General features: G+C 48.7%; 20 protein-coding genes. 8 read left to right on the top strand and 12 right to left on the bottom strand.

Features of this window, described 5'->3' with window-relative positions:
- The first annotated feature begins 402 nt into the window (after nt 1-402).
- From leuA to FHQ30_RS06625, 7 genes are all read left to right on the top strand, one after another.
- A complete protein-coding gene (gene leuA / locus FHQ30_RS06595) occupies nt 403-1956 on the top strand; it encodes a 2-isopropylmalate synthase (protein WP_139612073.1) in 1554 nt (517 codons plus the stop codon).
- A 109-nt stretch (nt 1957-2065) separates the two neighbouring features.
- Entirely contained in the window at nt 2066-3142 is a 1077-nt protein-coding gene (gene leuB / locus FHQ30_RS06600; protein ID WP_139612074.1) for a 3-isopropylmalate dehydrogenase, read from the top strand.
- Between the two features lie 44 nt (nt 3143-3186).
- Entirely contained in the window at nt 3187-4596 is a 1410-nt protein-coding gene (gene leuC, locus FHQ30_RS06605; RefSeq protein ID WP_139612075.1) for a 3-isopropylmalate dehydratase large subunit, read from the top strand.
- A gap of 10 nt (nt 4597-4606) precedes the next feature.
- On the top strand, nt 4607-5209 hold the full coding sequence (gene leuD / locus FHQ30_RS06610) for a 3-isopropylmalate dehydratase small subunit (RefSeq protein WP_139612076.1): 603 nt from the start codon (nt 4607-4609) through the stop codon (nt 5207-5209).
- 123 nt (nt 5210-5332) lie between these two features.
- Nucleotides 5333-5635, top strand: coding sequence for an ArsR/SmtB family transcription factor (locus tag FHQ30_RS06615; protein ID WP_139610711.1), 303 nt, complete (start codon nt 5333-5335; stop codon nt 5633-5635).
- 1 nt (nt 5636) lies between these two features.
- Nucleotides 5637-6044: a YeeE/YedE family protein gene (locus FHQ30_RS06620; protein ID WP_139610712.1), complete on the top strand. Its 408-nt coding sequence runs from the start codon at nt 5637-5639 to the stop codon at nt 6042-6044.
- The gene (locus FHQ30_RS06625; protein ID WP_139610713.1) at nt 6045-6446 is read left to right on the top strand and encodes a DUF6691 family protein; all 402 of its coding nucleotides are present in this window, start codon (nt 6045-6047) and stop codon (nt 6444-6446) included. It abuts the gene before it with no gap.
- A gap of 103 nt (nt 6447-6549) precedes the next feature.
- Here FHQ30_RS06625 and FHQ30_RS06630 read toward each other — a convergent pair whose 3' ends face one another.
- The 9 genes from FHQ30_RS06630 to rnr form a co-directional block, all read right to left on the bottom strand.
- Nucleotides 6550-6780, bottom strand: coding sequence for a YgaP family membrane protein (locus FHQ30_RS06630; protein ID WP_132965657.1), 231 nt, complete (start codon nt 6778-6780; stop codon nt 6550-6552).
- A gap of 107 nt (nt 6781-6887) precedes the next feature.
- Nucleotides 6888-8249, bottom strand: coding sequence for a quorum sensing histidine kinase QseC (gene qseC / locus FHQ30_RS06635; protein WP_442805651.1), 1362 nt, complete (start codon nt 8247-8249; stop codon nt 6888-6890).
- Entirely contained in the window at nt 8233-8901 is a 669-nt protein-coding gene (locus FHQ30_RS06640; protein WP_139610715.1) for a response regulator, read from the bottom strand. Before FHQ30_RS06640 ends, qseC begins: the two co-directional genes overlap by 17 nt.
- A gap of 83 nt (nt 8902-8984) precedes the next feature.
- Nucleotides 8985-9518, bottom strand: a complete 534-nt coding sequence (locus FHQ30_RS06645) for a YgiW/YdeI family stress tolerance OB fold protein (RefSeq protein WP_139610716.1) — start codon at nt 9516-9518, stop codon at nt 8985-8987.
- 120 nt (nt 9519-9638) lie between these two features.
- Nucleotides 9639-10451 carry a pyridoxal phosphatase gene (locus tag FHQ30_RS06650; RefSeq protein WP_139610717.1) on the bottom strand — a complete coding sequence of 271 codons (813 nt, stop codon included), beginning with the start codon at nt 10449-10451 and terminating at the stop codon, nt 9639-9641.
- A gap of 283 nt (nt 10452-10734) precedes the next feature.
- Nucleotides 10735-11472, bottom strand: a complete 738-nt coding sequence (rlmB, locus tag FHQ30_RS06655; RefSeq protein ID WP_139610718.1) for a 23S rRNA (guanosine(2251)-2'-O)-methyltransferase RlmB — start codon at nt 11470-11472, stop codon at nt 10735-10737.
- 56 nt (nt 11473-11528) lie between these two features.
- Entirely contained in the window at nt 11529-12368 is an 840-nt protein-coding gene (fghA, locus tag FHQ30_RS06660; protein WP_139610719.1) for an S-formylglutathione hydrolase, read from the bottom strand.
- Between the two features lie 57 nt (nt 12369-12425).
- A complete protein-coding gene (locus FHQ30_RS06665; RefSeq protein ID WP_139610720.1) occupies nt 12426-13547 on the bottom strand; it encodes an S-(hydroxymethyl)glutathione dehydrogenase/class III alcohol dehydrogenase in 1122 nt (373 codons plus the stop codon).
- A 39-nt stretch (nt 13548-13586) separates the two neighbouring features.
- Nucleotides 13587-15968, bottom strand: coding sequence for a ribonuclease R (gene rnr / locus FHQ30_RS06670; protein WP_139610721.1), 2382 nt, complete (start codon nt 15966-15968; stop codon nt 13587-13589).
- A 447-nt stretch (nt 15969-16415) separates the two neighbouring features.
- Between rnr and FHQ30_RS06675 the strand changes: the two genes are divergently transcribed.
- On the top strand, nt 16416-16832 hold the full coding sequence (locus FHQ30_RS06675; RefSeq protein WP_139610722.1) for a PACE efflux transporter: 417 nt from the start codon (nt 16416-16418) through the stop codon (nt 16830-16832).
- A gap of 60 nt (nt 16833-16892) precedes the next feature.
- Here FHQ30_RS06675 and fbpC read toward each other — a convergent pair whose 3' ends face one another.
- The 3 genes from fbpC to FHQ30_RS06690 form a co-directional block, all read right to left on the bottom strand.
- Nucleotides 16893-17948, bottom strand: coding sequence for a ferric ABC transporter ATP-binding protein (fbpC, locus tag FHQ30_RS06680; RefSeq protein WP_139610723.1), 1056 nt, complete (start codon nt 17946-17948; stop codon nt 16893-16895).
- A 30-nt stretch (nt 17949-17978) separates the two neighbouring features.
- Nucleotides 17979-20036: an ABC transporter permease gene (locus tag FHQ30_RS06685; protein ID WP_139610724.1), complete on the bottom strand. Its 2058-nt coding sequence runs from the start codon at nt 20034-20036 to the stop codon at nt 17979-17981.
- Nucleotides 20037-20101: 65 nt separating this feature from the next.
- Entirely contained in the window at nt 20102-21139 is a 1038-nt protein-coding gene (locus FHQ30_RS06690) for an ABC transporter substrate-binding protein (RefSeq protein ID WP_139610725.1), read from the bottom strand.
- Nucleotides 21140-21276 lie beyond the last annotated feature (137 nt).

A 21276-nucleotide genomic window follows, 5' to 3' on the forward strand; every position in this document is an offset into this window, starting at 1 on the left:
GTACAGTATTCTGTTAAAAAAATCTTACAACCGGATTAAATCTAATAATACTTATTAATTTGATGTTTTATGCTGATAATTTTTTAATAAAAAGTATTTTATACTATCCTGAAAGACTAACCTGGCTTGTTTGTAGCGAAAAATTTCATCAGAATGATTGACAAAGTGCGGTTGGCAAGTAAGAATAACCCCACGCTATACTTTGAACTGTTTTGGATATCAAGATGAATTTCCCGTTTGCTACTTTTTCTCTCCTCCTCTTGCTCACAAATTAATTGTGCGGCTTGACTGTGGCAGATGATTGGCAAATGACAGTTAACAAGATTTTAAACCCGCACAACGTTGCGGGTTTTTTGCATTTATAAACCGCACTTTGGGCAATATCAATATAAGGAAAATGTGATGAATGATAATGTGATTATTTTTGATACCACCTTGCGTGATGGCGAACAGGCATTGAGTGCCAGTTTAACGGTGAAAGAGAAATTGCAAATTGCCTTGGCGCTGGAGCGTTTGGGGGTGGACGTGATGGAAGTAGGCTTCCCGGTTTCGTCTTCCGGCGATTTTGAATCGGTGCGCACCATCGGACAGCATATCAAAAACTCGGTGGTGTGCGGGCTGTCACGGGCAGTGGACAAAGATATTGATGCGGTGTACCAAGCCTTGAAAGACGCAGAACGTTTTCGTATTCATACCTTTATCGCCAGTTCCGCCTTGCATGTGGAAGCCAAACTGAAAAGCACCTTTGACGATGTGGTTGAGCGTGCGGTGAGAGCGGTGAAACGTGCCAGAAATTACACCAACGACGTAGAATTTTCCTGCGAAGATGCAGGGCGTACCGGTATTGATAATATTTGTCGTATTGTGGAAGCAGCGATTAATGCCGGCGCAACCACGGTGAATATTCCCGATACTGTCGGTTTCTGCCTGCCGACTGAATATGGCAATATTATCCATCAAGTGATGAACCGAGTGCCGAATATCGATAAGGCGATTGTTTCGGTGCATTGCCACAACGATTTGGGCATGGCGACCGCTAACTCGTTGACGGCAGTGTTGAACGGGGCGCGTCAGATTGAATGTACCGTCAACGGCATCGGCGAACGTGCCGGCAATACCGCACTGGAAGAGGTGGTGATGGCGATCAAAACCCGGCAGGATATGTTCAAGGTGGATACCCGAATTAACACCCAAGAGATTCACCGGGTCAGCCAAATGGTCAGCCAGCTATGCAATATGCCGATTCAGCCGAATAAAGCGATTGTCGGGAAAAATGCGTTTTCGCATTCGTCAGGTATCCACCAAGATGGCATGCTGAAAAATAAAAATACTTACGAAATTATGTCACCGGAATCGATCGGCTTGAAAAAAGAGAAATTGAACCTGACCGCGCGTTCAGGGCGTGCCGCAGTGAAAGGGCATATGGCGGATATGGGCTATGCAGAGAGCGATTATGATTTGGATAACTTGTACGATGCTTTCTTGAAATTGGCAGATAAAAAAGGGCAAGTGTTCGACTACGATTTGGAAGCCTTGGCGTTTATTGATATGCAGCAGGGGGACGGCGATCGTTTGACCTTAGATAAAGTTTCCACGCATACAGCCAGTGATTTCCCGGCGACCTCTTTTGTACAATTATTGTTGGATGGCGAGAAATTAAGCACAGTGTCCACCGGTGGTAATGGGCCGGTGGATGCGACCTATAATGCCATCTTGGCATTAACGGGTTTGGAGATTAAGATGTCGCATTACAATATTGTGGCAAAAGGCGAAGGCGCAGAAGCGTTAGGGCAAGTGGATATTGTGGTTGAATATGAAGGACGTAAATTCCACGGTGTCGGTCTTGCGACGGACATTGTAGAATCTTCAGCCCTTGCTTTAATCCACGCCATTAACGCAATTTACCGTGCGCACAAAGTGGCGGATTTAAAAGCGAAACATATTCAAACAGTATAAACGTACCGTATAAATGTAGGGGCGGATTGCATCCGCCCTAAAATATCAATGGTTTTTATTGGGCGGATGCAATCCGCCCCTACAGCTAAATTAACAAAGAGAATATATCATGCAATCATACAACGTAGCGGTTTTACCGGGCGACGGCATCGGCCCTGAAATTATGGCGCAAGCGATCAAAGTGCTGGAAAAGGTGCAGCAAAAATTTCAGTTTAAGTTGAACTACAACCATTTTGATATCGGTGGGGCAGGAATTGATAATCACGGCAAGGCGTTGCCTGATGTCACGTTGCAAGGCTGTGAAGCGGCGGATGCAATTTTGTTCGGTTCGGTCGGAGGTCCCAAATGGGAAAGTTTACCCCCGGCAGAGCAACCAGAGCGTGGGGCGTTATTACCATTAAGAAAGCACTTTTCTCTGTTCTGCAATTTACGTCCGGCAACCTTGTATAAAGGCTTAGAAAAATTCTGCCCGTTGCGTGCCGACATTGCCGCCACCGGCTTTGACATGGTGGTGGTGCGTGAATTAACCGGCGGCATCTATTTCGGTCAGCCGAAAGGGCGCGAAGGCGAAGGCGCAATGGAAAAAGCCTATGACACTGAAGTCTATCACCGCTATGAAATCGAGCGCATTGCGCGGATTGCGTTTGAAACCGCACTTAAGCGCAGCAAACACGTCACCTCGGTGGACAAAGCCAATGTGCTGACCAGCTCGGTGTTGTGGCGCGAAGTGGTGAACGAAGTGGCAAAAGATTACCCTGAAGTGCGGTTGGATCACATCTATATCGACAACGCGACTATGCAACTGATCAAACAACCGTCGTTCTTCGATGTGTTGCTGTGCTCGAATATTTTTGGTGATATCGTTTCTGACGAATGCGCGATGATCACCGGCTCAATGGGGATGTTGCCGTCCGCCAGTCTGAACGAACAAGGCTTTGGCTTATACGAACCCGCAGGCGGTTCGGCACCGGATATTGCCGGCAAAAATATTGCCAACCCGATTGCACAAATTTTATCCGCAGCGATGATGTTGCGCCACAGCTTTCATCTGGAAGCGGCAGCGCAGGCAATTGAAAGTGCGGTCAAAACCGTGTTGGCGGAAGGGCATCGCACGGCTGATTTAGCCGATAACAGCCAGCCGCTTTCCACTTCGCAGATGGGCGATTTAATTGCGGCTAAGATTTAAATTTCACGGCAAAATAACGAATTTACACATTTACGGATGACACAATGAAAAAGACATTATATGAAAAACTGTTCGATGCGCATGTCGTGCACGAGGCGAAAGGCGAAACCCCGATTCTGTACATCAACCGCCATTTGATTCACGAAGTCACCAGCCCGCAGGCTTTTGATGGCTTGCGGGTAGCAAACCGTCCAGTGCGGCAAATAGGTAAGACTTTCGGAACCATGGATCACAGCATTTCCACCCAAGAGCGTGATGTCAACAAACTGCAAGGACAGGCACGAATTCAGGTGTTAGAGTTGGATAAGAACTGCAAAGCGACCGGCATTTCGCTGTTTGATATGAATAACAAAGAGCAAGGGATCGTGCATGTGATGGGCCCAGAACAGGGGCTGACCTTGCCGGGTATGACGATCGTTTGCGGCGATTCACACACTGCCACTCACGGCGCTTTCGGTGCATTGGCATTCGGCATCGGCACATCTGAAGTAGAGCATGTGTTAGCCACCCAAACGCTGAAACAAGCCCGTGCCAAAAGTATGAAAATTGAAGTGCGCGGTAAAGTCGGGACGGGTATTACCGCCAAAGACATCGTGCTGGCAATCATCGGCAAAACCACAATGGCGGGCGGTACCGGGCATGTGGTTGAATTTTGCGGTGAAGCGATTCGGGATTTATCGATGGAAGGGCGCATGACCGTGTGCAACATGGCGATTGAACTGGGCGCAAAAGCCGGTTTGGTTGCACCGGACGAAACCACCTTTGCCTATTTAAAAGGTCGTCCACATGCGCCACAAGGCAAAGATTGGGATGATGCGGTGGCATATTGGAAAACCTTAAACACCGATGACGGTGCTGAATTTGATACGGTGGTGGTGCTGGAAGCCAAAGACATTGCCCCGCAAGTGACGTGGGGCACCAATCCGGGACAAGTGATCGGCATCGACCAACGGGTGCCTAACCCGGCGGAAATGGACGATCCGGTGGTGCGTGGCTCGGCAGAAAAAGCGTTGGAATATATTGGGTTAGAAGCGAATACCGATTTAACTGAAGTTGAAGTCGATCAAGTGTTTATCGGCTCTTGCACCAATTCCCGTATCGAAGATCTGCGTGCGGCAGCAGCGGTGATGAAAGGGCGTAAAAAAGCCGATAACGTCAAACGGGTGCTGGTGGTGCCGGGCTCAGGCTTAGTCAAAGAGCAGGCAGAACAAGAGGGCTTGGATAAAATCTTTATCGCAGCGGGGGCGGAATGGCGTAATCCGGGCTGCTCAATGTGTTTGGGCATGAACGATGACCGTTTAGGCGAATGGGAACGCTGTGCCTCCACCAGCAACCGTAACTTTGAAGGTCGTCAAGGGCGCAACGGGCGTACCCATTTGGTCAGTCCGGCAATGGCTGCCGCTGCAGCAGTGTTCGGTAAATTTGTTGATATTCGCCAAGTTTCGTTAAATTAAGGAGTTCACTATGGCAGGTTTTAAACAACTTTCAGGTTTAGTCGTTCCACTGGATGCCGCTAACGTGGATACCGATGCAATTATTCCGAAACAATTTTTGCAAGCGATCACCCGTGTCGGCTTTGGCAAACATCTGTTTCACGAATGGCGTTATCTGGATGTGGACGGCACGCAACCGAACCCGGAATTTGTGTTGAATTATCCGCAATATCAAGGCGCCAGCATTTTGTTGGCGCGCAAAAATTTGGGCTGTGGCTCGTCGCGTGAACATGCGCCGTGGGCACTGGCAGATTACGGTTTTAAAGTGATGATTGCCCCGAGTTTTGCCGATATTTTCTATAACAACAGCCTCAACAACCACATGCTGCCAATCCGTTTAGGCGAAGAGGAAGTGGAAGAGATTTTCCAATGGGTGTGGGCAAACGAGGGCAAACCGATTGATGTGGATCTGGTGGCAAAAACCGTGACCGTTGGGGGCAAAGTCTACCATTTTGATTTGGATGAATTCCGCCGCCACTGCTTGTTAGAGGGTTTGGATAACATCGGTTTGACGTTGCAGCACGAAGATAAAATTGCGCAGTATGAGCAAAATATTCCGGCGTTTTTGCGCTAATCATACACTCATCACAATCAGCACGCTGCGGCGTGCTTTTTTTATGCCGGCAAAAATGAATAGATAATCAAAAAAATATAATATATTATTATATAATATTAATTCGTATTGTATGAGGTGGGTATGGATTTAATAGAGCTGAAACAATCAGCCGAGCAGGCAAAGGCCTTTTTGCAGGCGCTGGCCAATCAAGATCGTTTGCTGCTGTTGTGCGCTTTAACCCAGCAAGAGTATACCGTCGGTGAGTTGGAACAACAGCTGGGTATTTTGCAACCGACGTTGTCTCAACAATTGACGGTGCTGCGTAACGAAGGTTTGGTCGACGTGCGTAAAGAGGGGCGTTACCACTACTACCGTGTGTCCGACGAACGGGTGAAAGCCGTGTTGGGTTTGCTGTATCAATTCTTTTGTCAAAAGGAAAAGTAAGATGAATGCATATTTAGGCGGCATTGTTATCGGACTGGCGGTGGCGGTATTGTGGCTGGGCATCGGCAGAATTGCCGGAGTCAGCGGCATTGTGTCACGTTTAAATTTTGTGCGCACAGAGTATTGGCGTTGGGGCTTTGTCGGTGGCGTTTTATTAAGTGGCTTTGCCGCAACCGCACTTTTAGGTTGGAAATTGGGCGATTTCAATCCACAGAATTATGCTTGGTGGTGGTTGGCGCTGGCGGCGTTTTTGGTGGGGTTTGGTACGGTGCTTGGTTCCGGTTGCACCAGCGGACACGGCATTTGCGGTATGGCTCGATTGTCTAAACGTTCGATCACGGCAACCGCACTTTTCATGTTGACAGCGATGGCAACGGTGACAATTCTGCGTCATGTATGGGGTGGTTAAATGATTTTCGGGATAGCGTTGCTCAGTGGTTTTATTTTTGGCTTGGGACTGGTGCTGTCGCAAATGACCAACCCAATGGTAGTACAAGGTTTTTTGGATATTTTCGGACAGTGGCAAATAGATTTGTTATGGGTGATGCTTGGCGCGTTATCTGTAACCGTACCGCTGTTTCTGTATAGCAAAACACGCCACAGCAGCGTTTGCGGGCAGCCGTTGGCTCTGCCTAAAAATAATCGTTTGGATAAGCGTTTGATTATCGGCGCAATCCTGTTCGGGATTGGTTGGGGCATGGTTGGGATTTGCCCGGCGCCGGCGTTGGTGCAACTGACCTCATTACAAGCACAAGCCTTTTTGTTCGTCGGCTGTATGTGGCTGGGCATGCAAGTGGCGAAACGGCTATAAAACTCGGTTCTCCAAAAAAACAAAAACGCAAAACCGCACTTTGAATGTGTTGACTCAAAGTGCGGTTTTGTGATCTTGCTGTTAGGTTAATCAGGTATGTTAATTAAGTATGTTCATCATCAAAATCAATTTCGCAATTGTTGACACAAGTAGAAATGCCTAGCCATTTATAAATTAAACAATAACTTAGTAAGCCGCTGATAGTGATCAAGACTCCGATATATCCCCACGGGCCGATAATTTTAACTGCGCTCAGGATACATAAAGTAATTCCCAATAAGATTCGGATGATACGTTCCGGCGTTCCCAAGTTCTTACGTAATTTTTTAGGCATAACCCCTCCAGATGATTGGTTTAAACTAAAGTTTGGAGCAAGGATTTACTACTTTTCAATTTTATTAATACAGATTTTTAACAACGATGTCAAATACCACTTTTGGATTATTCGAATCGGATCTCGCTTTCAAATCCTTTTGGAATAATATTTCTAAATTTAACTAAATAGTGGTGTAATTCTGCAATTCGAGTGACAATCGACAGCCCTAAGCCACTGCCTTTTTCATTTTGTCCAGCAGGGCGATAGAAACGTTGTCCCAGTTTAGACAATACTTCCTCGCTGACGCCCTCGCCATTGTCGGATACCGTCAGGTGGTCGGAATAGAGTGAAACCGTCACTTTGCTGCCATTAGGGCAGTAATGAATTGCGTTGTCGATCAGGTTGCGTAACATCAGTGAGACCAACAACGGTTGACCTTGTTGCAAAGGCGGTTGTCCATATTGCTGAAATTCGAGGCTAATCTGCTTTTTAGCGGCAGAAAAATGTCGTTCCCCCAGTAACGATTCAATCAAATCTTGCCACTGAATCGGTTCCAAATTATCCAGCTCGACCACCGAATCCAAACGTGAAAGCGTGAGTAGTTGTTCGATTAATTGGCTGGCGCGGTCGATGCCGCTGGTTAGGTTATTTAAGGCTTGATTACGCATCGCCACATCGTTGCCGGCAAGCTGTGCGATCTCGGTTTGCACCCGAAGTGCGGTCAGCGGACTGCGCAGTTCGTGGGCGGCATCAGAAGTGAAGCGGCGCTCACGCAATAGCATATTCGAAGTGCGGTCAAAGAAATGGTTTAAGCTGTCCACAATTGGCTGAATTTCTGTCGGCAGTGATGGCACCGTAATCGGGCTGTTGTCTTCGGGAGAGCGTCGGTTGAGTTTGCGTTGCAATCGTTTCACCGATGCCAGTTCACGAGTAACGACAAAAATAATCAGCGCCAATAGGATGGGTAGCCCTGTCAACCAAACCCAGAGTTGGCTAAAAACAATGTCGGAAACCACCTCTTTGCGATACTCAAATTTTTGCGCAACGGCGATCATCACCTCGCCATTATTACCCGCAGGCAGCCAGAAAATCCACCAGAGATCATCGTCAATTGTTTGCTTGGAGAAACCTCGTGCCGGAGAGAACGCGATTTCATCCCCATGCTCGCCGTCGGACAGCAGTTTTTCGCCATCACGGGTGAAAATCGCAAACGCTAATGCCTCATCATCCAACAGTTTTTTACGGATATGTTTGGGTGATTTCACACTTTTATTGATTCGCGCACTGTTTTGCTGCACCAGCATCTGGCGTAAATTGGAGGAGGCAAGCCGTTCAGCAAATAAAATTTGTTGGGTATCAAACACTTTGTCGGTTTCGTCTTTGGCTTTCAGCCAAGCGATAAGGGTAGCAACGCTCCACAGTAGCAGTGAAGCGAAAGAGAGGATAATAATCAGGCGTAACCGTAGGCTGCTAATTTTCATCCACATTACCTAAAGTGTAGCCGACACCGTGTACTGTGCGGATAAAATGGTTGCCCAGTTTTTTGCGTAGATTGTGGATATGCACTTCCAGCGCGTTGCTGCTGATTTCGTCATCCCAACCGTGTAGTTTTTCTTCGATTAACGCACGTGGCAGCACTCGGTCTTTATTCGACAGAAAAAGCGCCAGCAGTTTAAATTCGCGCGTAGTCAGGTTGATCGGCTGTCCGTCAATTTTAACCATCCGACTATCCGGCTCAAAGCTCAGATTGCCGTGAGTCATTATCGGGTTGAGGTTACCGTGACGGCGGCGGATCAGCGCTTCCAGCCGTGCCGCCACTTCGCTCAGGGCAAAAGGCTTGCACAGATAATCGTCAGCCCCCTGTTTCAAGCCGCTGACCCGTTGCTCCAAGCTGTCGCGCGCCGTCAAAATCAGCACCGGCACATCTTGGTTCTGCTTGCGCCACTGTTGCAAAATGTCCATGCCGTCCATTTTGGGCAGAGTGAGATCCAGCACCACCGCATCATAGGGGGCAGAATCCAGTGCTTGAAAGCCGGTTTTGCCGTCTTTAAACCAATCCACCGTATAATTAAAGGTGGTTAACCCGATTTTTAGGCCGTCACCGATCAGGGGATCGTCTTCAATGAGCAAGATTCGCATGATTATTACCGTTAACTTGAATGGAGAAAACCGCACTTTTAAAAGTGCGGTTGCTTTGTTGTGCTATGGTTACCGTACGCTATCTATTGTACTTTGACAACACGGTGGATTTCCACTTCGGTTTTATTCCAAGATTTATCCACTTCACCGAACAATTTGACTTTGTCGTTCGGGGTGATTTCTTGCCCTGCCCAAGCACGGCGATCAATTTCTACTTCAATGCTGCCACTGTCGTCTTTGAATAAATAGTCTTCTTTGCCGACTTGTTTTTCAATGAAGCCCTCCAATACTAAGCGATCATTGTCTTTCAGGTCTTTCACGCTACTGGTGCTAATGACCGGAGCGTTATTGTCGATAAAACTGCCGCGTTTGGTGTCATCGCGTTTTTTACCGTCTTTACGGTGGCAGTCTTCTCTTCCTTTGCCATCTCGTTTGCCTTGCTGTAGCTGTTGTTGTGACTGTGGATTACTGCCGTCATTGAAACCACTGCGGTTTTGCATTTGTGCGCTTTGTGCACTTTGTGCCGCTGCTGCTGTGGTTGTCGTGGTTTCGCTGGCTGCCAGTGCGGTTCCGCTGATGGCAACTAATAAGGCAGATACAAGGGCTAATTTTTTCATATAGATACTCTCCGAGTTTAATTTTCATCAAATGTGTACAAAGCGATAAATCTGTATTTGTGCTTTGTTGATGAGTATTAAAGCAAAGAGTTCTTAAAAAAAACTTAACCGTTAAAATTTTTAAATATATTTTTCCAAAACCTGCTGGATGCCGTTTTGATCGTTATCGCTGGTCACCAGTTTGGCTTGTGATTTTACGTCTTCTTCCGCATTGCCCATCGCCACGCCCAAACCAACGGCAGTCAGCATGCTGATATCGTTGTGGTTGTCGCCAAAGGCGATCACCTGCTGCGGATCGATATTCCAGCTTTGCAGCAGATCCAACAAACGCCCGCCTTTGCTGTTGCCGTTGTTGGCAACATCGACCCGATCAATCCAAGACCATTCGCAGCTAAATTGGTCGCTCGGCAATTGCGCCACCGCACTTTCCATCAACGTGCGCTCAGGGTGGCTGATCACGAATTTCCAGATCGCTTCCCCGGCAGCCAACGGTTCGTAGAAGCTGCTAAGTTGACGCAAATCCGGGCGCACTGCTTCAGGGCAGCGTGCCACCCATTCGGTGAATTTGCGCATATGTGGATTGAACTCGGTGAAGGTCATTTGATCACGGGTGTACATCAGCAGATGAATGCCCAATTGCTCAGCCACTTCAATCACTTTGCGTGCCTGCTGCCAACTGAACGGATTGGCAATCGGCGTGCTGTCGCTGGCCACATCGTAGATATAGGTGCCGTTACAACAGATAATCGGGGTGTCCAGTTGCAGTTGGTGGTAATAAGGCTTCACCGCCGTGTGATGGCGACCGGTTACTAACACCACTTTCACCCCTTTTTCACGCACGGCTTTGATCGCTTCGATGCTGCTCGGCAGAATTTCGCCTTGGCTGTTGAGTAAAGTGCCGTCTAAATCAAATGCTACTACACGATATTTCATGGTTTATCCTTTTAAAGCGATAGGTTGAGATACAAAATTTTTATAATTCCTTCTCCCTTGATGGGAGAAGGTGCCCGAAGGGCGGATGAGGGTGAGATATCGGATCACAGCACTGCATCCAGCCCCCTCATCCTGATTTTTGCTTCTGAACGAAGCCAAAATCTGTCCTTCTCCCACAAGGGACGAAGGAATTCTAACGACTACGTTCCAGTGTTTTCACTAATTCGATTGCCTGTATATTATTTACTTCTCCCATCAAGGGAGAAGAGAAATATAACAAGGCTTACTTTATCCGTTGGCGCACAATTTCAAACAAGCACACTCCGGTGGCGACGGAAACGTTGAGCGAAGAGACGCTGCCTGCCATCGGAATGCTGATCAACTGATCGCAGTGTTCACGGGTCAGGCGGCGCATACCTTCGCCTTCCGCCCCCATCACCAACGCAATCGCACCATCTAGTTTGACTTGATATAAGGTTTCCGTGGCTTCGCCTGCGGTGCCGATCACCCAGATATTGTGCTGTTGCTGCAATTCACGCAAGGTTCTGGCAAGGTTAGTGACCCGAATCAACGGCACGCTTTCCGCAGCGCCACAGGCGACTTTACGTGCGGTGGAAGTGAGTTGCGCCGATTTGTCTTTCGGCACAATCACCGCATCGACACCGGCCGCATCGGCGGTGCGCAGACAAGCACCCAAATTGTGCGGATCAGTCACACCGTCCAACACCAACAAAAAAGGCGCCTGTTTGCCGCTTAAAATTGCGTCCAAATCGTTTTCGTTCAGTTCTTTTGCCGGTTGCACCCGTGCAATAATGCCTTGGTGTACTTCGCCGTCGGCTTTTTTATCCAGCGTTGTTCGGTTCATCTGCTGAATGGCAATGCCTAAATTTTGCAGCTGGTTTAACAACGGCTGCAAGCGTTTATCTTCGCGTCCTTTCAGCACATAGACTTCGATAATCCGCTCCGGCGCCGTGTTTAAAAAAGAGGAAACCGCATGGATTCCGTAAATATTTTCGCTCATATTTGGTATTCGTTATTCACTTAAAGGGACTTTAAGATAGCATAAAAACCGCTTGCTCAGTAGCCGAAATGTTTGGCGTGAAAGGCAAAGTGCGGTTCGATAAAGCTGGCGATAAAGTAGTAACTGTGATCATAGCCGGGACGTAGATTAAATTCGACGCTGAAGCCCTGTTCGACCGCACTTTGCACAAATTTTTGCGGTTGCAGTTGCTCAGGATAGAAATTGTCGGCATCGCCTTGATCGATTAAGATCGGCAGTTTACGTTTGGCGTGCGCCAATTGCTGCAAACTGTCATATTGCGCCCAACTGTTGTGATCGTCGCCTAAATAAGCGCTAAAAGCCTTGATGCCCCACGGAGTTTCGCTGGGGTTGACGATGGGGGCAAAGGCGGAAATCGAGCTAAACCGTTCACTGTTTTTCAAGCCGATCATCAATGCGCCGTGTCCACCCATCGAATGGCCAAAAATCGCCGCTTGTCCATTGAGCGGAAAGTGTTGAGCCAACAGTGACGGCAATTCATCGACGATATAGTCGTACATGCGGTAGTGCGTTGCCCAAGGGGCTTGGGTGGCGTTCAGGTAGAATCCGGCGCCTTGCCCCAGATCGTAGCTGTCGGCATCAGCCACCATTGCGCCGCGCGGGCTGGTGTCTGGCATCACCAGTGCAAAGCCATATTGCGCTGCCAAGCGTTGTGCGCCGGCTTTGGTAGAAAAATTTTCATCGTTGCAGGTTAAACCGGACAGCCAATACAGCAATGGCACTTTTTGCTGCTCGGCTTGCGGTGGCAGATAGACGGCAAAAGTCATCTCAGATTGGGTGGCAGAAGAGAAATGGCGATAGCGCTGGTGCTGACCGCCAAACATTTTATTGCTGCTGATCAGTGTCAATGTTGTCATAAGATCCTCATATAGAAACAGTAAAGTGCGGTCTGACCGCACTTTGAGGTTAAGGAATTAATAGTGAATCACGCTGCGAATCGATTTGCCCTCGTGCATCAAGTCAAAGGCGGTGTTGATCTGCTCCAGCGGCATGGTGTGGGTGATAAAATCGCTGAGGGCAAATTCGCCGTCCAGATATTGCTGAATGATTTTCGGCAACTGGGTGCGGCCTTTCACGCCACCGAATGCCGAACCTCGCCACACCCGTCCGGTCACCAGTTGGAACGGACGGGTACGAATTTCCGCCCCGGCAGGCGCCACACCGATAATCACCGATTCGCCCCAACCTTTGTGACAGCACTCCAGTGCCGCACGCATAACATCAACATTGCCGATGCACTCAAACGAATAATCCACGCCGCCGTCGGTCATCTCGACAATCACCTCTTGAATCGGTTTGTCGAAATCTTTCGGATTGATACAGTCGGTTGCGCCCAGTTTTTTTGCCATGTCAAATTTTTCCGGATTGACATCGACCCCGATAATCCGGCGGGCGCCAATCATACGCGCGCCGATAATCGCCGCCAAGCCGATACCGCCCAAGCCGAAAATCGCAATGCTGTCACCGCTCTTGGCTTTGGCGGTGTTGATCACCGCGCCCATGCCGGTGGTGACGCCGCAACCGAGCAGGCAGATCTCCTCCAGTGGCGCTTCTTTTTGCACTTTGGCTAGTGATACTTCGGCGACCACCGTGTATTCGGAAAAGGTGGAGCAGCCCATATAGTGATAAATCGGCTGTCCGTCTTTGAAGAAACGTACCGTGCCGTCCGGCATCAAGCCTTTGCCTTGTGTTTCACGCACGGAGGAACAGAGATTGGTTTTGCCGGACAGGCAGAATTTGCATTTGCCGCATTCGGCGGTGTAGAGCGGAATCACATGATCGCCCACCGCCACGCCGGTGACACCTTCGCCGACCGCTTCGACGATGCCGGCGCCCTCATGCCCCAACACACAAGGGAAAACTCCTTCGGAGTCTTTGCCGGACAGGGTGTAAGCATCGGTATGACACACGCCGGTGGCGACAATCCGCACCAACACTTCGCCTTTTTGCGGCGGCATCAAATCCAATTGTTCGATTTTCAACGGCTCATTCGGCGCCCAAGCAACAGCAGCTCGTGTTTTGATAAAATCAGTCATCGGCGTTCTCCTTGTTATGGTATCGGGTTAATGGAATACTTATTTACGTTTTCTACTTTTACTGAATGCCCCGCTTTTACTGCGTGGCGCTTTCTTCTTCTCGGCACGTTTCGGATCGGCTTTACCGCCTCTGCCGTCACGCAGCCGTTTTTCCAAACTTTCGGCGTAACGCACATTTTTCTTCAGCCGATCTTTGGTGGTTTTGCCTTCCCGTTGCGGCTTGCGTTCACTGGCGATCAACACAAAATCGATCTGTTTTTGTTCCAGACTGACCGCAGCGACTTTGATCCGCACTTTGTCACCGATACGGTAATACATACCGCTGTTCTCACCGATTAAACGCTGACCGGCGCTGTCGAACTGGTAATAATCGTTGTCGAGGGTGGAGATGTGCACCAAACCGTCAATAAAGAAATCGTTCAGGCGCACGAACAGCCCGAAACCGGTGACTGTGGAGATAATGCCGTCAAACTCTTCGCCGACATGATCTTGCATATATTCGCATTTCAGCCAATCGGCCACTTCACGGGTGGCGTCGTCGGCACGGCGTTCGGTGGTGGAGCAGTGATCGCCGAGCAGATCGATGTCGTCCAGCAGATAATGGAAGCCGCCGCCGTTGGTCGAGCGCTTGTTGCTGCCTTGTTCTTTGGCGATTAAATATTTAATCGCACGGTGTAGGCTTAAATCCGGGTAACGCCGAATCGGTGAGGTGAAATGGGCGTAGTTGTCCAATGCCAAACCGAAGTGTCCGATATTGTCGGCGGAATAGACCGCTTGACTGAGTGAACGCAGCAGCATGGTTTGGATCAGCTCGTGATCGGGGCGTGCTTTCACTTGGGTCATCAATTCGGCGTAATCCGCCGGGGTTGGTTTCAACCCGCCGCCTAGGGTTAAACCGCACTCGTTGAGGAAGCTGCGGAATGCCATCAGTTTTTCTTCGCTCGGGCCGGCGTGAATGCGGAACAGCGCCGGTTCTTGTGCTTTTTCCACAAACGTCGCCGCTGCAATATTGGCTTGGATCATGCACTCTTCGATGATTTTGTGGGCATCGTTGCGCACCACCGGTTCAATTCGTTCGATTCGTCCTTGCGGATTGAAAATAAATTGGGTCTCGATGGTTTCAAAATCAATCGCACCACGTTTTTTGCGCGCCTCGTTCAACACTTTAAACAGATTGTATAGCTCTTCTAAGTGTGGTACCAGCAGGGCGTAGCGTTGGCGCAGTTCTTCGTCGCCCTCTAAAATCCGCCACACTTTGGTGTAGGTCAAACGGGCGTGCGAGTTCATCACCGCTTCGTAGAACTTATAGCCGGTCATCTTGCCTTTTTTGGAAATATCCATTTCGCAGACCATGCATAACCGATCCACTTGCGGATTAAGCGAACACAGCCCGTTCGACAACACCTCCGGCAACATTGGCACCACTCGGTTCGGGAAATAGACCGAATTGCCACGGTTGCGGGCTTCGGCATCAAGTGCGGTTTTCAGCCGCACATAATAACTGACATCAGCAATCGCTACCCACAGTTTCCAGCCGCTGTCGCCGTTTTTGCGGGCATACACCGCATCATCAAAATCGCGTGCATCTTCACCGTCAATCGTGACCAACGGTAGATCGTGCAGATTCACCCGCCCTTGTTTGGCTTCTTCGGTCACCTCTTCTTTGAGGCTAGAAACCTGCTTCAACACATTTTCCGGGAAAATATGCGGAATGTCGTGGTTGCGCAAGGCGATTTCCACTTCCATGCCCGGCGCCATATTGTCGCCCAGAATCTCGGTGATAATCCCGACCGGATTGTGGTTGCGGGTGCGTGGTTGCAGTTCGACCACCACCACTTGCCCCATGCGTGCGCCCAGACGGTGTTCGTTCGGAATCAGAATATCATGGCTGATGCGGCTGTCGTCCGGCACCACAAAGGCAATGCCGGATTCCATAAAAAAGCGCCCGACAATCTGTTTCTTTCGGCTTTCCAGGATACGCACGATCCGCACTTCTTGCCGTCCACGGCGATCAAACCCGTTCGGCTGCGCCAGCACATAATCGCCGTGCATCACCCGCTGCATTTGTCCGTTGGGAATAAACCAGTCGTCCTCTTTTTTGCCGCCGACCGAGCCTTCCACCTGCAAAAAACCGTAGCCGTCACGGTGTCCGATTACCGTACCTTTCAGCAACGATAATTTTTCCGGCAGGGCATAACATTGGCGTTTGGTAAACACCAATTGCCCATCGTTTTCCATCGCCCGCAAGCGACGACGCATGCCTTCAACCTGCTCTTCGTCGCTAATCTTGAGTGCGGTCAGAATCGCCTGCCGACTCATCGGCGCATTGTGTTCACGAATAGTTTGTAAAATAAATTCACGGCTTGGAACCGGATTGTCATACTTCTCCGCTTCCGCCTGATAGTTGGGATCTTTTGACATAATTTCTCCTTTTTATATTGCGTTTTTCTCGCTGTTTTTTGTTATGAATAAATGAAAACGTTGATCAGTTTGACATTCTGTGCGGTGGAAAGCAAGGGTAGCTAGCGATTAAATAGCGTGTAATGACAACTTTGACTGTTGGTGTTAATTCACTGGTTTTGTAGTTTTGATGTATCTGGACTGCTTTATAATAAACAGGCTGCAATACGGCTTGTAGCCATAATAGGAACGGTTGATGTTTGTTTGTTATTTGAGCTATAGCCGCTTTTTCGCCACTACTTTTTGCTAATATAAGGCAAAAGTCGTTATAGTCCTGGGGATTGTGTTTAAAATTAGCACAATCGTCATTGTAATTCTCATCAATAGACGTTAATTAAACACTTCACTTTTTGACTAGATTAGGGCATATTCGCTCATTTCAACGAGTGTTAAACCAGAGAGGATAACATGTCTTTTGTCGAGCGGATTTTCCATGCCGCCCTGTTTGAAGTTTTGGCAGTGATATTTTCAGTTATCGGCTTGACGTTGCTGACGGATCATTCGGTGAGTGCGCTGTCGGGGACGGTTATTGTGATTTCGCTGATGGCGATGGTGTGGAATTTTGTGTTTAACTGGGGCTTTGACCGGGTTTTTCGTGGCGAAAGGGTATTACGCGGCTTCAAAGTGCGGTGCTTGCACGCGCTGTTATTTGAAGGCGGTTTATTGCTGTTCACCATCCCAGTGGTGGCATATTTGCTGAATATCAGCTTTTACCAAGCGTTTATCATGGATCTGGGCATCACTGTCTTTATTTTGCTTTATACGGTGTTGTACAACTGGGTTTATGACCATGTGCGGGTGTGGATTATTAGGCGTAGAGCTTAGTCAAATACAGGTAAGATTCGGGAAACTAACGGTTTCCCGATTTTTATGGTCAATAGCCACTTATTCCTTCGCTAACAAAAATACGCCTCTGGAAGAAAAATGCACGTAGGCGCTGTGTTGTCCGGCATTGAAGTCTTCCGGATTAAGGTTGATCAGTAGGGATTGTCCGTGCCAATCGGCGACGATTTCCCAGTGGTTGCCCATGTAAACCGCACTTTTGATATCACAGCGTTGGCTCTCTTCACCGCTGCTGAGCAGTGAAATGGCTTCAGGGCGGATGCCGACCAAGCATTCGCCGTCTGCCACATCAAATTGTGCTCGGTTTGCCAGTTCAAAACGATACTGGTTAACTGTCACGTTCTGTCCCTCTAACATGCCCGGCAGAATATTGGATTCGCCCATAAAATTGGCTAAAAACAGTGAATTAGGGTGCAGATACAGCTCTTTGGCAGCGGCTTTTTGCATAATATGCCCTTTGTGCATTACGATCACTTCGTCGGAGACTGCAAAGGCTTCCGATTGATCGTGGGTGACATACAGCGATGTAATCCCCAGACGTTGTTGTAATTCACGGATTTTTTCGCGCATACTGCGCCGTAAGTTGGCGTCCAAATTACTCAGCGGCTCATCGAACAGCAATACTTTCGGTTTCAGCACCAACGCACGTGCCAGTGCCACCCGTTGCTGTTGTCCGCCGGAGATTTGATCGACGAAGCGCTCTTCAAATCCCGCCAGATCGACCAGTTCCAGCGCCTCTTTCACCCGCTGTTTCTGTTCCGCTTTGCTCACGCCTTGCATTTTCAGCCCATAACCGACGTTATCACCAATCGACATATGCGGAAACAGCGCATACGATTGGAAAACGATGCAAATATCGCGGTTTTGGATCGAGGATTTGGTGACATCTTCGCCGTCAATAAAAACCTGTCCCGACGTTGGGCTCTCTAAGCCGGCCACCAGACGTAGCACCGTGGTTTTACCGCAGCCGGACGGACCGAGCAGCGTCACCATGTTGCCACGTTTGATGGTCAAATTTAAGTTATCGATCACCACTGATTTGCCGAAAGACTTGGTGATATTTTTTAATACTAAGAACTCTTGATCTTGATTATCCATATTATTTTCTCTTAATTTTATAGCCCGATATTATTGCATTTTTTTCGCTTTCGAACGAGAAATTCGGGTATCGCCCACGATCCAGTCAAACAGTAAAATAATCGCCATCATCACCACAATCAGCACCGAGCCGTAGGCAATCGCTACCCCGTATTCGCCGTCCTCGACCCGGTTTAAGATGTACGCCGTGGCGACCCGGGTGTCGGCAGTGACCAAAAAGATGATAGCGCTGACGGTGGTCATTGCCCGCACAAAACTGGTGACCAATGCCGATAGCAGCGCCGGTTTGAGCAGCGGAAAGACAATAAACAGAATGGTTTTTAACGAGCCGGCTTTCAACGACAGCGAGGCTTCGTCCAAGGATTTGTCCAGCTGCCCTAAACCGGCGATTGCGGCACGCATACCAATCGGCAGATCGCGCATCACCATCGAAATGATAATGATGATACCGGTGCCGGTGATATACAACGGCGCATTGTTAAACGCCAGAATATAAGAGACCCCGGCCACCGTTCCCGGCACGGCAAAACACAGCATGGTCAAAAACTCGAGGGTTTTCTTGCCTTGGAAATCTTTGCGCACCACGATGTAAGCGATCAGCAAACCGAAAAGTGCGGTCAGCGGGGCGGCAATGCCGGCGTAGATAAGGGTGTTGATCAGCGATGGCCAAGCGCCTTCACTAAACCCTTGTCCGAACATCATGATGTAGTTGTTGAAGGTGAAGCTGTAGTCCACACCCCAGTTGACAGTGAAGCTGCCGTAGAAAATACTGCCGTACAGTGCAATATTAAACAGCACCCAGCCTGCCAGCATCACAATAATCACATTGCGCAGCATCGGCGGCAGTTCTTGCACGTCGCCCCGGTAGGATTTGCCCGACACGGTGACATAAGAGCGGTTGCCGATCCAGATATACTGAATGATAAAGATCGCCAGCGAGAAAATCAGTAAGATTGAGCCTAGCGTACTGGCCGAAGCGTAATCCAACTGTGAGCCGGCGATATAAAAATAGATCTGGGTGGCGATCACATCAAAACTGCCGCCCAACACCAATGGGTTACTGAAGTCCGCCAACGATTGGATAAACACGATTAAAAAAGAGTTGGCCAGTGCCGGACGCAGCAACGGAAAAATGATGTTATAAAAGGTTTGATAACGGTTGGCACGCAGCGTATAAGAGGCTTCTTCGATCGACGGGTGAATCGATTTCAGCGCCCCGTCCAAAATCATAAAAGAGATCGGGGCGAATGCCAGAATTTGGGCAATCGCAATCCCATTGAAACCATACAACCAGTTGTGGTTGGTGAATCCTAAGTAGGTATCTAAAAATTCAGTGACATAGCCGGAACGCCCCAACATCAGGGTTACGCCCAGACCGACCACAAACGGCGGCGTCACAATCGGTAAAATCGAAAAGATTTTGCCGATAAACGCAGTTTTGCGCGCGATTCGGGTGGTGTAAAGCGCAAAAGCCAAGCCGAATACGGTGGACAGAATGCCGACAAAAGCTGACAGAAACAGCGAATTGCCGATAACACGGATAATATAAGATTGTCCGAGAATCCTGACCACTTGTTCAGGAGCAAAAACATCGCCGTCGTAGAACATTGAAATAAAAATCGCAATGGTCGGATAGACGATAAAAAAGAAAATCAGCAATACAATGCTGATTAAGGAGGCGATAATAAATTGATCGCCTTGCATCACTTTCAGCTTGGCTAAATACAGAGTGGCAAGTGCGGTCAGGGAGATCATCAAGATAATCGTGGAATAGCCCAGACTGACGCGGAAAAACATGGCGCTGAGCAGCACAAAAAGTGCGGTCGCCGCGACCAGCATTAAGCCGATTTTTTGTCGTTGCCCTGCCGGGAGCGTGAGTTTTTGAATGCCCCAAATCGCAATCAGCGGCAAGAACCACAGCCAACTCAAATTGACTGAAGACCAGCCCATGGCGGTGAGAATCTCGTCGCTGGTCGAATCAAAAAGTCCGTAATCCAGTGCTTTGGACGGCAGCAGCAAAAAGGCGGCAAAGGCTAAAAGAATCCAAAAGGATGCGGTTTGTAGTATTGGCGGTCTGGCGGAATGCATAAAACCTCGCAGAAACGAAAAGGGAATACGCCTGTTTCCAGTGCGGTATTCCCGTCTATTAAAATTTATTGAGCCAGTTTGACGTCGTTAACCCATTTGGTGATCAACCGTTTTCTTTCGTCGGCAGAACCGTATTTTTCAAAATCATAGTTAATCAACACCAGCTTGTTCGGATCAAACGCACTGGCAGACTGCTCGGCAGTGGTGTTAGTCAGTGTTTGGTAAGATTCGCCTTTTTTCCAAGAGAGCTCTTGCCCTTCTTTCGACAGTGCCCAGTCAACAAACAGTTTGGCGTTATCCAAATTGCGTGCCCCTTTGATAATACTGACGCCGCCCAGTTCATAGCCGGTGCCTTCGCAAGGCACGATCAGCTCAACCGGCGCACCTTTCTCTTTTGCCAAGGCGTAGTCATGCAAGAAACCGATGCCGATGGTGGCTTCACCGCGCGCAGTATTTTGCGATGGCGTAACCCCGGATTTGGTGTATTGCGAGATATTGCCGTGTAGCTGTTTGAAGTAGTCAAAGGCTTTGTCTTCGCCCCACAACTGCACAAACGTGGCAATGGCGGTATACGCCGTGCCGGAACTTTGCGGGTCGGCGATTTGAACTTCGCCTTTTAAGCGTGGGTCGGTTAAATCGGACCAGCACTTAGGTACTTCCGTAATGCCCAATTTTTTCAAGCGTTCGGTATTCACGCCATAACCCAAAATCCCCATATAAATCGCTGAGGTGTAATTGCCTTTTACTTTGGCAGGATCACGGAATTTTTCGACAATTTGTGTGAGGTTAGGCGAGGCATAAGCTTCCAACAGCCCCAATTCGCCGGCTTGCGATTGCGGATCCAAGGTGCCGCCGTACCAAACGTCGGCTTGCGGATTGCCTTTTTCGGCTTCGATTTTAGCAAAAGTGCTGCCGGAGCCATTACGAATAAAAGATGTTTTGACATCATATTTTTCTCCGAAGGCTTTTGTTTCGGCTTCACATAAGGCATTCGTGCCACTGCAATAAATGACCAAACGTCCGGCAGCGTTTGCGCCACCGCTTAACAGGGCTGTGCTGAGCAGAGCGGCTGAAACGGTAGCAGCCAGTGTATTGAATTTCATGGTTATTTCCTTTTTTCAAATGAAAATAAAAGTGGTTGATTTTGTACTATAAACAACATTTAATCTGTTGAATCATTCTATACAAATAAAAAAGAAAATTATGTGATCGAATTCGCAAATATTTAGGGTCTGTTGAT

This window comes from Testudinibacter sp. 'clade 2' (genome assembly GCF_006227735.1).
GTDB lineage: Bacteria > Pseudomonadota > Gammaproteobacteria > Enterobacterales > Pasteurellaceae > Chelonobacter.

Excerpts from the sequence above, each read along its gene's own strand:
- leuA (WP_139612073.1), top strand. The coding sequence starts at position 403 with ATGAATGATAATGTGATTATTTTTGATACCACCTTGCGTGATGGCGAA.
- leuB (WP_139612074.1), top strand. The coding sequence starts at position 2,066 with ATGCAATCATACAACGTAGCGGTTTTACCGGGCGACGGCATCGGCCCT.
- leuC (WP_139612075.1), top strand. The coding sequence starts at position 3,187 with ATGAAAAAGACATTATATGAAAAACTGTTCGATGCGCATGTCGTGCAC.
- leuD (WP_139612076.1), top strand. The coding sequence starts at position 4,607 with ATGGCAGGTTTTAAACAACTTTCAGGTTTAGTCGTTCCACTGGATGCC.
- FHQ30_RS06615 (WP_139610711.1), top strand. The coding sequence starts at position 5,333 with ATGGATTTAATAGAGCTGAAACAATCAGCCGAGCAGGCAAAGGCCTTT.
- FHQ30_RS06620 (WP_139610712.1), top strand. The coding sequence starts at position 5,637 with ATGAATGCATATTTAGGCGGCATTGTTATCGGACTGGCGGTGGCGGTA.
- FHQ30_RS06625 (WP_139610713.1), top strand. The coding sequence starts at position 6,045 with ATGATTTTCGGGATAGCGTTGCTCAGTGGTTTTATTTTTGGCTTGGGA.
- FHQ30_RS06630 (WP_132965657.1), bottom strand. The coding sequence starts at position 6,780 with ATGCCTAAAAAATTACGTAAGAACTTGGGAACGCCGGAACGTATCATC.
- qseC (WP_442805651.1), bottom strand. The coding sequence starts at position 8,249 with ATGTGGATGAAAATTAGCAGCCTACGGTTACGCCTGATTATTATCCTC.
- FHQ30_RS06640 (WP_139610715.1), bottom strand. The coding sequence starts at position 8,901 with ATGCGAATCTTGCTCATTGAAGACGATCCCCTGATCGGTGACGGCCTA.
- FHQ30_RS06645 (WP_139610716.1), bottom strand. The coding sequence starts at position 9,518 with ATGAAAAAATTAGCCCTTGTATCTGCCTTATTAGTTGCCATCAGCGGA.
- FHQ30_RS06650 (WP_139610717.1), bottom strand. The coding sequence starts at position 10,451 with ATGAAATATCGTGTAGTAGCATTTGATTTAGACGGCACTTTACTCAAC.
- rlmB (WP_139610718.1), bottom strand. The coding sequence starts at position 11,472 with ATGAGCGAAAATATTTACGGAATCCATGCGGTTTCCTCTTTTTTAAAC.
- fghA (WP_139610719.1), bottom strand. The coding sequence starts at position 12,368 with ATGACAACATTGACACTGATCAGCAGCAATAAAATGTTTGGCGGTCAG.
- FHQ30_RS06665 (WP_139610720.1), bottom strand. The coding sequence starts at position 13,547 with ATGACTGATTTTATCAAAACACGAGCTGCTGTTGCTTGGGCGCCGAAT.
- rnr (WP_139610721.1), bottom strand. The coding sequence starts at position 15,968 with ATGTCAAAAGATCCCAACTATCAGGCGGAAGCGGAGAAGTATGACAAT.
- FHQ30_RS06675 (WP_139610722.1), top strand. The coding sequence starts at position 16,416 with ATGTCTTTTGTCGAGCGGATTTTCCATGCCGCCCTGTTTGAAGTTTTG.
- fbpC (WP_139610723.1), bottom strand. The coding sequence starts at position 17,948 with ATGGATAATCAAGATCAAGAGTTCTTAGTATTAAAAAATATCACCAAG.
- FHQ30_RS06685 (WP_139610724.1), bottom strand. The coding sequence starts at position 20,036 with ATGCATTCCGCCAGACCGCCAATACTACAAACCGCATCCTTTTGGATT.
- FHQ30_RS06690 (WP_139610725.1), bottom strand. The coding sequence starts at position 21,139 with ATGAAATTCAATACACTGGCTGCTACCGTTTCAGCCGCTCTGCTCAGC.